The organism is Bradyrhizobium sp. Gha, from assembly GCF_900113735.1.
GTDB lineage: Bacteria > Pseudomonadota > Alphaproteobacteria > Rhizobiales > Xanthobacteraceae > Bradyrhizobium.
On sequence record NZ_FOQM01000051.1, the window covers coordinates 34,267 to 47,156 of the forward strand.

Below are 12,890 nucleotides of genomic sequence, written 5' to 3' on the forward strand. Positions count from 1 at the left end.
GAGGGTTGGGGAGAGGGTTTCTCCGCAATGGGGGTGCCGATGGTCGATCCCAAGCATCCGGACTGGAAAGTGCCGGCCAAGCTCCGATTTAGCGCGCGCGCGCTCAGGCGCAATTCGACTGATGCAGAACGTATCCTTTGGTCGGAGTTGCGCGCCGGTCGACTGAACGACGTCACTTTTCGTCGCCAGGTCCCGATCGAGCGCTACGTCGCGGATTTCATCTGTCACGCCGCCAAGCTCGTCATCGAACTCGATGGTGGCCAACACTTCTCGAATGAAGGCGAGCGCGCCGATGCGCGTCGGTCTGCCGCGATCGAAGCAAAGGGCTTCAAGGTGCTTCGCTTCAGCAATCTCGATGTCATGACCAATCGTGCGGGCGTTCTCGAGACAATTGCGACCACCGTCGCGGAGAGAGCCCCCACCCCAGCCCTCCCCCGCAAGCGGGAGAGGGAGCAGACCGTCTCCCTGGAGAAAAAGCAGCCATGAAATTCACCCTCTCCTGGCTGAAGGATCATCTCGACACTGACGAGCCGCTGGAAAAGCTGGCCGACAAGCTCACCATGATCGGGCTCGAGGTCGAGAGCATCGAGGACAAGGCGAAGGCGCTTAAAGCCTTCACCATCGCAAAGGTGATCTCGGCCGAGCAGCATCCGAATGCCGATCGCCTGCGCGTCTGCATGGTCGACACCGGGGACGGCGGCGCGCCGGTTCAGATCGTGTGCGGGGCGCCGAATGCCCGCGCCGGCCTCGTCAGCGTGTTCTCGGCCCCCGGCACCTACATTCCCGGCAAGGACATCACGCTCGGCGTCGGCACCATCAGAGGCGTCGAGAGCCGCGGCATGCTGTGCTCGGCGGCCGAGCTGCAGATTTCCAACGACCATGACGGCATCATGGAATTGCCGGCAGACGCGCCTGTCGGCGCGGGTTACGCCGAATGGGCCGCGCTCGGCGATCCCGTGATCGAGATCAACCTCACGCCGAACCGGCAGGATTGCACCGGCGTACACGGCATCGCCCGCGATCTCGCAGCCGCCGACATGGGCAAGTTCAAGGATCCCTCGATCAAGCCGGTCAAGGGCGAATTCCCCTGCCCGGTGAAGGTCACGGTCGAGGATGCCGCGCTGTGTCCGGGCTTCGCGCTGCGCCTCGTGCGCGGCGTCAAGAACGGCCCGTCACCGCAATGGCTGCAGAAGCGGCTGACCGCGATCGGGCTGCGTCCGATCAACGCGCTGGTCGACATCACCAACTTCATGACCTATGACCGCGCGCGCCCGCTTCACGTGTTCGACGCCAAGAAGGTCGCGGGCAATCTGGTGGTGCGCCGCGCCCGCGCGGGCGAGGCGCTGCTCGCGCTCGATGGCCGCGCCTACAATCTCGATCCGTCGATCTGCGTGATCGCCGATGAGCAGGGCGTCGAATCCCTCGCCGGCATCATGGGCGGCGAAGCCTCGGGCTGCGACGAGAACACCACCGACGTGCTGATCGAATCGGCGCTCTGGAACGAGATCAACGTCGCCCAGACCGGCCGCAAGCTCGGCATCAATTCGGACGCGCGCTATCGCTTCGAGCGCGGCGTCGATCCGGCGTTCATGGTGCCCGGACTCGAGCTTGCCACCAAGATGGTGATGGAGCTGTGCGGCGGCACGCCGTCGGAGAACGTCGTGGTCGGCAACGCCTTTGGCGACGACCGCATCATCGACTTCCCGCTCACCGAGGTGAAGCGCCTCTCCGGCATCGAGGTGCCGCAGGTCGAGATGAAGCTCATCCTGACCCGGCTCGGCTTCATGATGGCGGGTCCGGGCCCGGTGGTGAAGGTTGCGGTGCCGTCATGGCGCACCGACGTGCACGGCAAGGCCGATATCGTCGAGGAAGTCGTTCGCATCTACGGCGTCGACAAGGTGCCGATGGCGCCGTTCGAGCGCGGCGAGGACGCGCGCAAATCGGTGCTGACACCGCTTCAGCTTCGCACCCGTCGCGCACGGCGGGCGCTGGCGAGCCGCGGCATGATCGAGGCGGTGACGTGGTCGTTCATCACCAAGCCGGCGGCACAATTGTTCGGCGGCGGCCAGCGCGAGCTCGAAGTCGCGAACCCGATCGCCGCCGACCTCTCCGACATGCGCCCGAGCCTGTTGCCGGGACTGGTCGCAGCCGCGCAGACCAATGCCGATCGCGGCTATGGCGACGCCATGCTGTTCGAGGTGGGACAGGTGTTCAGGGGTGATCGCCCGCAAGACCAGTTCGTGGCGGCGAGCGGTGTACGCCGGGGCCTCGCTTCGTCCGACGGGCTGGGGCGGCACTGGTCGGGCTCGGCGCAAGCCGATGTGTTCGACGCCAAGGCCGATGCGCTCGCGGTGCTGGCCGCAGCCGGCGCGCCGATGCAGGCACTGCAAATCGTCGCCGGCGGTCCAGCCTGGCTGCATCCCGGCCGTTCCGGCACGATCCAGATCGGACCACAGAACGTGCTCGGCCATTTCGGCGAGATGCATCCGCGCGCGCTCGAGGCGCTCGGCGCCGACGGCCCCCTTGTCGTGTTCGAGGTGATCCTCGACCGCATTCCGGAGGCGAAAAAGAAGCCGACGCGCGCCAAGCCGCTCGTTGAGCTGTCGGCGTTCCAGCCTGTGTCGCGCGACTTCGCCTTCATCGTCGACCGGGCTGTGAAGGCCGGCGACATCGTGCGCGCCGCGCAAGGCGTCGACAAGAAGCTGATCACCGGCGTCACTGTGTTCGACGTCTACGAGGGCAAGGGCATCGACGACGGCAAGAAGTCGATCGGCATCGCGGTGACGATCCAGCCGCGCGAGAAGACGCTGACCGACCAGGAAATCGAGGCCGTGGCCGCGAAGATCGTGGCCGAGGTCACGAAGAAGACCGGCGGCACGTTGAGAGCATGACGCCGAAGAGCGTCACGCGGTTTTCGGGCCGCGTCATTCTCGCCCATCCCGTGAGCCATTGTAAGGCGAGCTGGAAACTACGACTTCGCAAGACTATTACTGCGGAGCATGAGCCCCGGGACGACAGTGGAATTTGTACGGCTTTGCTGCCTGTGTCCTACCGCCGCGGCGCGCGACGCTTCTTCGTCGATTGCGTCGGCACGTCCGCCGGCTCGTCCTTGAGCGCACCGATCTTGCGGAGCGCGGCGTCCGCGGCGCGCTCGCCGCTGTCCCAGGCGCCGTCGACGGTGCCCCACAGCGTCTCATGCGTGGCTTCGCCGGCGAGGAACAGATTGCCGATCGGCTCGGTCAAAACCTTTCGTGAGAGCTGGCCGCCGGGTGAGGCCGCCGACATCGCACCCATGACGTAGGGGGAGGCGTTCCAGCGCGTCGCCGCGGTCTTCCGCACGGCGGCCGCCGCCTCGCTGCCGAACAGCTTCGTGATCCACTCCTTGGCGAAGGCGGCCATCGCCTTCTCGCCCTGCTCCGAGAGATCGCGGCCGAACGAGCCGCCGACGTCGATCGAGCACAGCGAGGATCCGCCGATATTGGCGAACATCAGCGCGGTGCGCGTCGAGTTGCTCTGCTCGATCAGGATATCGTCGCGCGACAGCCCGAGCGGATTGCCCGGCAGCTGCAGCACGATGTGATCGTAGCTGCCAAGACCGAGCTTGGAGGCCGCATCCAGCGTGCGCTTGGGAATGTCAGGCGCGAACTTGATCGCGCCTGACATGAGCACATTGGTGGAGACCGTGATGATGGCGGCGCGCGCGGCGATCTTGCCGGCTTGCGTCTCCACGCTGACATCGCGGTTGCTCCAGAGAATCCGGCTTGCCGGCGTCGACAGCACTGTCGGCACCTGCTCGCCGAGCCTGGCGATCAGGGTGCCAAGCCCCTGGCGGCAGGCGATCGGGGCATTGCGGTCCTGCGCACGCCCCTTGTCGATCGCCGACAGCTCCTTCAGGTCCTTGCCGGCAAAGCTTGCGCCGAGCACGAACTCGGCAGCCCCTGCCCAATCGCCGAGATCTTTCGGCAGCACCGCCGCGCAGGACGTATCGAGCTTGCCGCGCGAAGCCTCGTCGATGGCCCTGTTGGCGCGCACCAACGCCGCGAGAAACTCCTCGGTCTCGCCGGCCCGCGCATTGCGGCGGCCGATGCGCATCTTCTGGCCCGACGGCGCAGGCGACACGTCGAGCCCCGCGCCGCGCGCCAGCCGGATCATCGGATTGCTATCAGGATTGTGCATCCAGCGTGCGCCGCGATCGAACGGCACGTCGAAGGTGATGGTGTCGGTGATGCAGCGCCCGCCCATCTGCGACGTTGCCTCCACCACCACGACCCTGCGATTGGCCGCCATGATACGCCGCGCTGCAGCGATGCCGGCCGCTCCCGCACCGATCACGACAATGTCAGCCTCGCGCGGCAAGGGCGCGGCCGTTGCGCGCAGGACCGGCGCCGCAGCAAGAGCCGCCGACGCCGATAGGAAGCCGCGGCGCGTGATTGTCATGTCATGGTTTCCGGAGGCTTGCGGCGGATGGGAACAGCCCCAGAACCTTGCCGCATCTGATGTTGCGCAGCAACCGTCATGGTGAATCAATCGTGCTTGACCTCACAGAGCCATGAACCGAATTGCAACAGGTTTGGACCATGATACAGATGGAAAAAAGACGGCCAGAAAGGCCCGGGGGAGCTCATGGGGACGGTCCTGGATTCAGTCGGCAAGGTAATAGCCGCGTACCTCTCGAAGGAGGTGCCGGGCTATGAGCCGTTCACGCCGAGCGACCCCGAGCATCTGCGCGGCGTGATCCAGCCCGGCGACGTCATGCTGGTCGAGGGTAACAACCGTATCTCCGGCATCATCAAATATCTGACGCAGTCGACCTGGTCGCATGCGGCGCTCTATGTCGGTCCTATCGAGGGCGCGGTCGAGCGCGACGGCGAGCCGCATGTACTGATCGAGGCCAATATCGGCGAGGGCGTCACCTCTGCGCCCCTTTCCAAATATTTCCCCTATCACACTCGCCTCTGCCGTCCGGTCGGACTGTCCTACGAGGACCGCACCACGGTGTGCCGCTATGCGATCAACCGCATCGGCTTCGGCTACGATACCAAGAACATCATCGATCTGATGCGCTTCCTGATCCCGCTGCCGGTGCCGCAGCGCTGGCGGCGGCGCATGATCGCGATCGGCTCCGGCGATCCAACCAAGATCATCTGCTCGGCGCTGATCGCACAGGCCTTCGATGCGGTGCGCTATCCGATCCTGCCGAAGATCACCAAGGCCGGCAGCCGCGCCGCCCGCCGCGAGATCCTGCACATCCGCGATTCCTCGCTCTACATGCCCCGCGACTTCGACATCTCGCCCTATTTCGAAGTGGTCAAACCCACCATCGTGCACGGCTTCGACTACACAGCCCTGCACTGGGCCGACAAGCAAAAGCCGCTCGAGGAGGTAGCGGGCTCATTCGGTGTGTTTCCAGAAACGGTCCGTTCGCCGCCGCTCGTTCCTGAAGCGGCTGACCAAGAAGCGCCGGCTGAAGTTCCGGCTGAGCAAGTGAGCGCGCGGTCTGCGGAGCGCGAACACTTTCCGCTGCTCAAGCGGCTCGCGATGTATCGCCCCCGGCGGCGAGGACGCGTGCGGGAGAGGGCAGCGTAAAAGACACTACCCACGTCATTGCGAGCCAACGGGTCCGCGCCAAGCGCGGCCCGATGACAGGCTCCGCGAAGTAATCCGGACTGCGGCTACGGAGGCACTCTGGATTGCTTCGTCGCAAGAGCTCCTCGCAATGACGGCTACGGCGCGGCCCTATCGCTCCGCCCGCCCGATCACCGCCATCAGCTCCGCGATCTTTTCCCGTTGATCGGCCTTATCGCCGCTCGCAATCGCGTGCTCGACGCAATGGGCGACGTGGTCCTTCAAAACCTCTTCCTCGACCCGCCGCAGCGCAGCGCGCACAGCCGATATCTGCGTGACGATGTCGATGCAGTAGCGGTCCTCCTCGACCATCTTCTGGAGGCCGCGAACCTGGCCCTCGATCCGGCCAAGGCGTTTTCCGACGGATGCCTTGATGTCCTTGCGCATGCGGCCTATATACCCCTACCGGGTACAGGTTACAAGGCCGGAGTGCAGGAATGAACGGCGCGAACCACACACACCACAATGGGGAGACGCAGTCGGGATGCGGTTGTTCCGCGAATCCAGTGGTTCCCAAGCCGGCCGCCTCGTCCTGCTGCGGCGGAGGTGGCGATCGCGCCGACCATGTCCATCATCACGTTCATGAGCATAACGCGACCGCGACAAAGGTCCTCGACCCCGTCTGCGGCATGACGGTCGATCCCGCGACCTCCAAGCACCGCCTCACACATCACGGCGAGACCTTCCATTTCTGCTCGGCCGGGTGCCGCACCAAATTCGCGGCCGACCCCGCAAAGTATCTCGCCAAGGAGAAAGCACCCGAGCCGGAGATGCCCGAAGGCACCATCTACACGTGTCCGATGCATCCGGAGATCCGCCAGGTTGGACCGGGCAGCTGTCCGATCTGCGGGATGGCGCTCGAGCCTGATGTAGTGAGTCTCGAAGCCGGACCGAATCCGGAGCTGGCGGACATGGCGCGCCGGTTCTGGATTGGCGGCGCGTTGGCGCTGCCGCCCGTTGTGCTGGAGATGGGCGGCCATCTCGCAGGTCCGCACAACTGGGTGGACCCTGTTATGTCGAACTGGATCCAGCTCGTCTTTGCGACGCCCGTGGTGCTCTGGGCCGGCTGGCCGTTCCTGGCGCGCGGCTGGCAATCGCTGCGCACGCGCAACCTCAACATGTTCACGCTGATCGCGATGGGCACCGGCGTTGCCTATGTCTACAGCCTGATCGGCACCACCGCGCCGCAGCTTTTTCCAGCAACCTTCCGCGGCCATGAGGGCGCGGTCGCCGTCTATTTCGAAGCGGCCGCCGTCATCACCGTGCTGGTGCTATTGGGCCAGGTGCTGGAGCTCCGCGCTCGCGACGCCACGTCGGGCGCGATCAAGGCGCTGTTGCAGCTTGCGCCAAAAACGGCGCGGCGCGTCGATGCAGATGGTAACGAGCACGAGGTGGAGATCGACGCGCTGCGCGCCGGCGACAGCTTGCGCGTTCGTCCGGGCGAGAAGGTGCCGGTCGACGGCGTCATTCTCGACGGACGCTCGTCGCTCGATGAATCACTCGTCACCGGCGAATCCATGCCTGTCACCAAGGAGCCAGGCGCCAAGGTCATCGCCGGCACGCTGAACCAATCCGGCAGCTTCATCATGCGCGCCGACAAGGTCGGGCGCGAGACGCTGCTGTCGCAGATCGTGCAGATGGTCGCGGACGCGCAGCGCTCGCGCGCACCGATTCAGCGGCTGGCCGACCAGGTTGCGGGCTGGTTCGTGCCGACAGTGATTGCCGTCGCCATCGCCGCCTTTGCCGCCTGGGCCTGGCTCGGGCCGGAGCCGCGGCTCGCGTTCGGCCTCGTCGCCGCCGTCAGCGTCCTCATCATCGCCTGCCCCTGCGCATTGGGTCTGGCGACCCCGATGTCGATCATGGTGGGCGTCGGCCGCGGCGCGCAGGCAGGCGTGCTGATCAAGAACGCCGAAGCGCTGGAGCGGATGGAGAAGATCGACACGCTGGTGGTCGACAAAACGGGGACGCTGACCGAAGGCAAGCCAGAGGTCGTCGCGATCGTGCCGGCATCAGGCTTTGACGAAGACGGCATCCTTCGGCTTGCCGCCAGCGTCGAGCGCGCCAGCGAACATCCGCTCGCCGACGCCATCGTGCGCGCCGCGAGCGAGAAGCAGCTTACATTGGGCCCGGTCGAACATTTCGATTCGCCCACTGGCAAGGGCGCCGAGGGCAGGGTCGATGGCAAGAGCATCGTCCTCGGCAACGCCAAATATCTGGCATCGATCGGCATCGAGACCAAGGCGCTCGACACCGAAGCCGAACGCCTGCGCGGCGACGGCGCGACCGTGATCAACATGGCGATCGATGGCGCACCTGCGGGCCTGTTTGCGATCGCGGATCCGGTCAAGGCCTCGACCCCGGAAGCGCTGAAGGCGCTCGCCGCCGAGGGCATCAAGGTGATCATGCTCACCGGCGACAACCGCACCACCGCGGAAGCCGTGGCGCGGCGGCTCGGCATTGCCGATGTCGAGGCCGAAGTGCTGCCGGACCAGAAGAGCGCCGTGGTGACGAAGCTGCAAAGGGCCGGCCGCAGCGTCGCGATGGCCGGCGACGGCGTCAACGATGCGCCGGCGCTGGCTGCGGCCGAGGTCGGCATTGCCATGGGCACCGGCACTGACGTTGCGATGGAAAGCGCCGGCGTCACCCTGCTGAAGGGCGACCTCACCGGGATCGTGCGTGCGCGAAAACTCTCACAAGCGACGATGAGCAATATCAGGCAGAACCTGTTCTTCGCCTTCATCTACAACGCCGCCGGCATTCCTGTTGCCGCCGGCATCCTCTACCCGGCCTTCGGCGTGCTGCTGTCGCCGATCATCGCGGCAGCGGCGATGGCGCTGTCCTCGGTGAGCGTGGTCGGCAATGCGCTGAGGCTGCGTGCGACGCGGCTGTGAGGCGCCCTCTCTCCTCCCTCCGTCCTTACGGGTCGCGACGAGCTTTTGCTCGCGCTGAGAGGGTCGGGGTGAGGGGCTTTCTGCGCGCAAACGGTCAGACCGAGATTCGCGGAGAGTCCCCCCTCCCCCGGAATTCAAGATATGCTTGAATTCCGACCTCTGCCCCAAGCGGGGTGAGGTGAGAAGCGCGCGGAGAGGACCTGATGCAGCGGATCACGATCACGATCGAGGACGATTTGCTGGCGGAGATCGATGCCGCGGCCGAGGCGCGCGGCTACCAGAACCGCAGCGAGATCATCCGCGATCTCGCGCGCGCCGGGCTGCAGCAATCGAGCGAGGATACCGCCCAGAGCGGACCCTGCGTTGCAGGCCTCGTCTATGTCTACGACCACGCCGCGCGGGATCTCTCAAAGCGTCTGGTGCAGGAATTCCACGGCCATCACGACCTCGCGCTCGCGACGCTGCACGTCCATCTCGACGACTCCAATTGCATGGAGATGACGGCACTGCGCGGCGACGCCGCTGAGGTCCGGCACTTCGCCGATCACATCATCGCGGAGCGTGGCGTGCGTTATGGGCGTGTCGTGATGATCCCGACGGGGGACGGAAAGCCGGCCAAGACGAGGAAGCATGGGCATCGGCACGAGTAGACCCTCTCCCTCTCCTTCGCTTGCGGGGAGAGGCGAAGCAGGCTTCTCTGACCGGCCAACGAGAGACGTTTATCAAAATCAATTGGCGGAGACGATGCAACGCCGCGGTTTGGGCACGTCAGCCTCCCTTGCCGAAGCAGCCCTGGGTGTCTACCTCTCGCTGGTGATTTCGTGAGAGGTTCCCATGCTGGATGCCGCCGTCAAGGCGCTGTCGCAAATGATGTCGCCGCCGATGCGCTCGATCCTGTGGCGATCGATCGGGCTGGCGCTTGTGCTGATCACGGTGCTGGCGATCGGGTTGCAGCGGCTGCTGAGCTGGTTCGCGACCTACGGCGAGGTGTGGCTCGAGGGCCTGCTCGGGCCGGGATGGCATTCGTCCCTGGAGGTGCTGGCCTGGATCATCTCGATTGCGGCCGGCTTCGGCGTCGTGTTCGGCAGCGTATTCCTGATGCCGGCGATCACCTCGCTGGTCGCGAGCTTCTTCGTCGACGACGTCGCCGACATCGTCGAGCGCGAATATTATCCCGCCGAGCGGCCGGGCATGGCGCTGCCGTTCAATCAGGCCATCCTCGAAGGCATCAAGACCGCACTGTTGACGATTGTGGTCTATCTCGTCGCGTTGCCGCTGGTGTTTCTGGCCGGCGCCGGCTTCCTGATCTTCTTCCTCGCCGCAGCCTGGCTGTTGGGACGCGAATATTTCGAGCTCGCCGCGATGCGCTTCCGCTCGCCGGAGGATGCCAAGGCGATGCGCCGCGACAATGCCGCGACCATCTTCACCGCCGGCCTCTTCATTGCGGCCTTCGTCTCGATCCCGGTCGTGAACCTGGCAACGCCGATCTTCGGCATGGCCTTCATGGTCCACATGCACAAGCGGCTATCAGGACCGCGGCCGGGGCTGATCGAGCCCGCGCGGCAGATGCGGTGACGGTGCGCTCCCTCTTCCCGCTCGCGGGAGAGGCCATCACACCGTCTTCTCCGGCCACCGGCAGAGATCGTTGATCAGGCAAACCTCGCACCGCGGCTTGCGCGCGAGGCAGGTATAGCGGCCGTGCAAGATCAGCCAATGATGGGCGTGCAGCATGAACTCGGCCGGGATCACCTTTTCGAGACCGAGCTCGACCTCGAGCGGCGTCTTGCCCGGTGCGAGGGCGGTGCGGTTGCCGACGCGAAAAACATGCGTGTCGACCGCCATGGTGTGCTCGCCGAAGGCCATGTTGAGCACGACATTGGCGGTCTTGCGTCCCGCGCCCGGCAGCGACTCGATCCCGGCGCGCGTGCGCGGCACCTCGCCGCCGAAATCGCTGATCATCTTGGCCGACAGCGCGATGACGTTCTTCGCCTTGGTGCGGTAGAGACCAATGGTCTTGATGTAGTCGCGCAGACGTTCTTCGCCGAGGTCGAGCATCTTCTGCGGGGTGTCGGCGATTTTGAACAATTCGCGTGTCGCCTTGTTGACTCCGGCGTCGGTCGCCTGTGCCGACAACACGACGGCGACCAGCAGCGTGAACGGATTGACGTGCTCGAGCTCGCCTTTCGGCTCGGGATTGGCTTTGCGGAAACGGCTGAAGACCTCGTGGATCTCCGCCGGTGTCCAAGGTTTGGTAGAATTGGGCCTGGTAGCCTTGAGCGACTTCCTGGCAGCGGTCTTCGGCCTCGCGGTAACCGATTTTGCCTTCTTCTTCGGCACCGCCGTTTTGCGCGGCGCCGGCTTGCGGGTGATTTTCGCCATGATCGGGATATACTGAGTGACGATGAGCACAGGCAACGAAATTGAGCGCACAGATTCTGAAGGTCATGCCGACGTGCAGATCTTCTCTGCGCTGCTGACGCCGCACCGCTCCCTGAACCGCACCGGCTTCCTGGCCGTGATGCTGTTCCTGAGCGTCGTCAGCTTCGTCACCGGAATCGTCTTCCTGATGAAGGGGGCTTGGCCGGTGTTCGGCTTTTTCGGCCTCGACCTGCTCGTGGTCTGGTGGGCTTTCAAGGCCAATTTCCGCAGCGCGCGGGCGCGCGAGGAGATCACGGTCACGACGTCGGAATTGCGCGTGCGCCGGGTCAGCCATCGCGGTCAGGTCGCCGAATGGACCTTCAATCCGCTCTGGGTTCGCCTCGACATGGAGGTGGACGAGGACTTTGGCATCGAACATCTCTATCTGATCTCGCGCGGCCGCCAGATCCAAATTGCGAGGTTCCTCGGGCCTGATGAAAAGGCGAGCTTTTACAAAGGCTTGATCGAAGCACTGAACGCCGCCAAGCGCGGCCCGACCTACAATCCGGTGGCTTGAACGCAGTCAGAAATCGGGTGGTTTCGGCGCCTCCCCGCGCCTACATTTCCGGTCATGATGACACTCGCCATACATGACCAGCGCCTGGCCAAGCCGGGCACCCAGAACGCCGCGCTCCGCGATTATGATTCTGTGCGCCGCGCGATCGCGTTCATCTCGGAGAACTGGCGCGCGCAGCCGACCATCGAGGCGATGGCGGATGCGGCCGGCGTCACGCCGGATGAGCTGCACCATCTGTTCCGCCGCTGGGCCTCGATCACGCCCAAGGCCTTCATGCAGGCGCTGACGCTCGACCACGCCAAGGGCCTGCTGCGCGACTCCGCAAGCATCCTCGATGCGGCACTCGACTCGGGGCTGTCGGGTCCCGGCCGGCTGCACGATCTCTTCGTCACGCACGAAGCGATGTCGCCGGGCGAATGGAAGAACGGCGGTGCGGGGCTGACGCTTCGCTATGGCTTCCATCCCTCACCATTCGGCACGGCGATCGTGATCGCGACTGATCGCGGGCTGTCGGGTCTCGCTTTCGCCGATCACGGCGAGGAGAAAATCGCGCTCGCCGACATGATGCGGCGTTGGCCGAACGCAACCTATGTCGAGGACCACGAGGGCACTGCGCCGCTCGCGGCACGCATCTTCGACACAAAGCTGTGGCGCCCCGACCAGCCGCTGCGCGTGGTGATGATCGGCACCGATTTCGAGGTGCGGGTGTGGGAGACGCTGTTGAAGATTCCAATGGGCCGCGCGGTGTCGTATTCCGACATCGCCTGCAACATCAACAGTCCCAAGGCGTCGCGCGCCGTGGGTGCTGCGGTCGGCAAGAACCCGGTCTCGTTCGTCGTGCCCTGCCATCGCGCGCTCGGCAAGAGCGGCACGCTCACCGGCTATCACTGGGGCATCACGCGGAAACAGGCGATGCTGGGCTGGGAAGCCGGGCAGCTGGGACTGCAGTAGCTCCGCTGCCGTAGGGTGGGTTAGCGTCAGCGTAACCCGCCTCTTTTGTTTCCGCAGCGGCAGAAGTGGTGGGTTACGCCGAGCAGATGCGCTTCGCGCATCTGCAGGGCTAACCCATCCTACTATTTTGCGCCTGCGGCGAAACCTAGAGCATTTCCTTGCTTAATTGAATCGGAGGGATTCCGGTTTTTGGCGGATTGTGATTCAAGATGCTGGCTGGATTGGAGGCCAGCATCGCATGACCCGACCACTTTCCCTAGATCTTCGCGAGCGTGTGGTGGCGTCGGTTTTGGCGGGCGAGAGCTGCCGGTCTGTGGCGGAACGGTTTGGTGTTGCGGTCTCGTCAGTGGTGAAGTGGTCACAGCGACAGCGGGCGACCGGCTCGGCTGCGCCTGGCAAGATGGGCGGTCACCGTAAGCCCGTGCTTGATCCGCACCGCGCCTTCATTGTCGAGCGGATCACTCAGATGCCGCACCTGACGCTGCATG

12 protein-coding genes are annotated in these 12,890 nt (G+C 65.1%); 9 read left to right on the plus strand and 3 right to left on the minus strand.

Going from position 1 to position 12,890, the window contains the following annotated elements; genetic code table 11:
• The first annotated feature begins 39 nt into the window (after positions 1–39).
• Together BM222_RS36095 and pheT are read left to right on the plus strand one after the other, a co-directional pair.
• Positions 40–486 (plus strand): endonuclease domain-containing protein, encoded by a 447-nt coding sequence (locus BM222_RS36095; RefSeq protein WP_244547390.1) that lies wholly within the window; start codon positions 40–42, stop codon positions 484–486.
• On the plus strand, positions 483–2,891 hold the full coding sequence (pheT, locus tag BM222_RS36100; RefSeq protein WP_092239385.1) for a phenylalanine--tRNA ligase subunit beta: 2,409 nt from the start codon (positions 483–485) through the stop codon (positions 2,889–2,891). The genes BM222_RS36095 and pheT overlap by 4 nt, the downstream gene beginning before the upstream one ends.
• 157 nt (positions 2,892–3,048) lie before the next feature.
• Here pheT and BM222_RS36105 read toward each other — a convergent pair whose 3' ends face one another.
• The gene (locus tag BM222_RS36105; protein WP_092239387.1) at positions 3,049–4,437 is read right to left on the minus strand and encodes a flavin monoamine oxidase family protein; all 1,389 of its coding nucleotides are present in this window, start codon (positions 4,435–4,437) and stop codon (positions 3,049–3,051) included.
• Between the two features lie 186 nt (positions 4,438–4,623).
• On the opposite strand from BM222_RS36105, the gene BM222_RS36110 reads away from it, so the two are divergent.
• Positions 4,624–5,586 carry a YiiX/YebB-like N1pC/P60 family cysteine hydrolase gene (locus BM222_RS36110; protein WP_092239388.1) on the plus strand — a complete coding sequence of 321 codons (963 nt, stop codon included), beginning with the start codon at positions 4,624–4,626 and terminating at the stop codon, positions 5,584–5,586.
• A gap of 150 nt (positions 5,587–5,736) precedes the next feature.
• On the opposite strand, the gene BM222_RS36115 is transcribed toward BM222_RS36110, so the two are convergent.
• Positions 5,737–6,012, minus strand: a complete 276-nt coding sequence (locus BM222_RS36115) for a metal-sensitive transcriptional regulator (protein ID WP_092239390.1) — start codon at positions 6,010–6,012, stop codon at positions 5,737–5,739.
• A 50-nt stretch (positions 6,013–6,062) separates the two neighbouring features.
• On the opposite strand from BM222_RS36115, the gene BM222_RS36120 reads away from it, so the two are divergent.
• The 3 genes from BM222_RS36120 to BM222_RS36130 all read left to right on the plus strand — a co-directional run bounded on the left by BM222_RS36120 (position 6,063) and on the right by BM222_RS36130 (position 10,091).
• Complete coding sequence (locus BM222_RS36120) at positions 6,063–8,516, plus strand: heavy metal translocating P-type ATPase (RefSeq protein WP_092239392.1); 2,454 nt, start codon at positions 6,063–6,065, stop codon at positions 8,514–8,516.
• Between the two features lie 203 nt (positions 8,517–8,719).
• Entirely contained in the window at positions 8,720–9,166 is a 447-nt protein-coding gene (nikR, locus tag BM222_RS36125) for a nickel-responsive transcriptional regulator NikR (RefSeq protein ID WP_092239394.1), read from the plus strand.
• Positions 9,167–9,350: 184 nt separating this feature from the next.
• The gene (locus BM222_RS36130) at positions 9,351–10,091 is read left to right on the plus strand and encodes a sulfate transporter family protein (RefSeq protein ID WP_092239396.1); all 741 of its coding nucleotides are present in this window, start codon (positions 9,351–9,353) and stop codon (positions 10,089–10,091) included.
• Between the two features lie 36 nt (positions 10,092–10,127).
• Here BM222_RS36130 and nth read toward each other — a convergent pair whose 3' ends face one another.
• Complete coding sequence (gene nth / locus BM222_RS36135) at positions 10,128–10,895, minus strand: endonuclease III (protein WP_177243671.1); 768 nt, start codon at positions 10,893–10,895, stop codon at positions 10,128–10,130.
• Positions 10,896–10,917: 22 nt separating this feature from the next.
• Here nth and BM222_RS36140 point away from each other — a divergent pair, with 22 nt between their 5' ends.
• The 3 genes from BM222_RS36140 to BM222_RS36150 form a co-directional block, all read left to right on the plus strand.
• Complete coding sequence (locus tag BM222_RS36140) at positions 10,918–11,451, plus strand: DUF2244 domain-containing protein (RefSeq protein ID WP_092239410.1); 534 nt, start codon at positions 10,918–10,920, stop codon at positions 11,449–11,451.
• Positions 11,452–11,505: 54 nt separating this feature from the next.
• Positions 11,506–12,402: a methylated-DNA--[protein]-cysteine S-methyltransferase gene (locus BM222_RS36145; RefSeq protein ID WP_092239400.1), complete on the plus strand. Its 897-nt coding sequence runs from the start codon at positions 11,506–11,508 to the stop codon at positions 12,400–12,402.
• A 238-nt stretch (positions 12,403–12,640) separates the two neighbouring features.
• On the plus strand, positions 12,641–12,890 hold a 250-nt coding region (locus BM222_RS36150; protein ID WP_143106160.1), incomplete at its 3' end, for an IS630 transposase-related protein.

What these genes read in the sequence shown, in the direction of transcription:
- BM222_RS36140 (WP_092239410.1), top strand. Translation starts at nt 10,918, where the DNA reads ATGAGCACAGGCAACGAAATTGAGCGCACAGATTCTGAAGGTCATGCC.
- nth (WP_177243671.1), bottom strand. Translation starts at nt 10,895, where the DNA reads ATGGCGAAAATCACCCGCAAGCCGGCGCCGCGCAAAACGGCGGTGCCG.
- nikR (WP_092239394.1), top strand. Translation starts at nt 8,720, where the DNA reads ATGCAGCGGATCACGATCACGATCGAGGACGATTTGCTGGCGGAGATC.
- BM222_RS36115 (WP_092239390.1), bottom strand. Translation starts at nt 6,012, where the DNA reads ATGCGCAAGGACATCAAGGCATCCGTCGGAAAACGCCTTGGCCGGATC.
- BM222_RS36110 (WP_092239388.1), top strand. Translation starts at nt 4,624, where the DNA reads ATGGGGACGGTCCTGGATTCAGTCGGCAAGGTAATAGCCGCGTACCTC.
- BM222_RS36145 (WP_092239400.1), top strand. Translation starts at nt 11,506, where the DNA reads ATGATGACACTCGCCATACATGACCAGCGCCTGGCCAAGCCGGGCACC.
- BM222_RS36105 (WP_092239387.1), bottom strand. Translation starts at nt 4,437, where the DNA reads ATGACAATCACGCGCCGCGGCTTCCTATCGGCGTCGGCGGCTCTTGCT.
- pheT (WP_092239385.1), top strand. Translation starts at nt 483, where the DNA reads ATGAAATTCACCCTCTCCTGGCTGAAGGATCATCTCGACACTGACGAG.
- BM222_RS36120 (WP_092239392.1), top strand. Translation starts at nt 6,063, where the DNA reads ATGAACGGCGCGAACCACACACACCACAATGGGGAGACGCAGTCGGGA.
- BM222_RS36130 (WP_092239396.1), top strand. Translation starts at nt 9,351, where the DNA reads ATGCTGGATGCCGCCGTCAAGGCGCTGTCGCAAATGATGTCGCCGCCG.
- BM222_RS36095 (WP_244547390.1), top strand. Translation starts at nt 40, where the DNA reads ATGGTCGATCCCAAGCATCCGGACTGGAAAGTGCCGGCCAAGCTCCGA.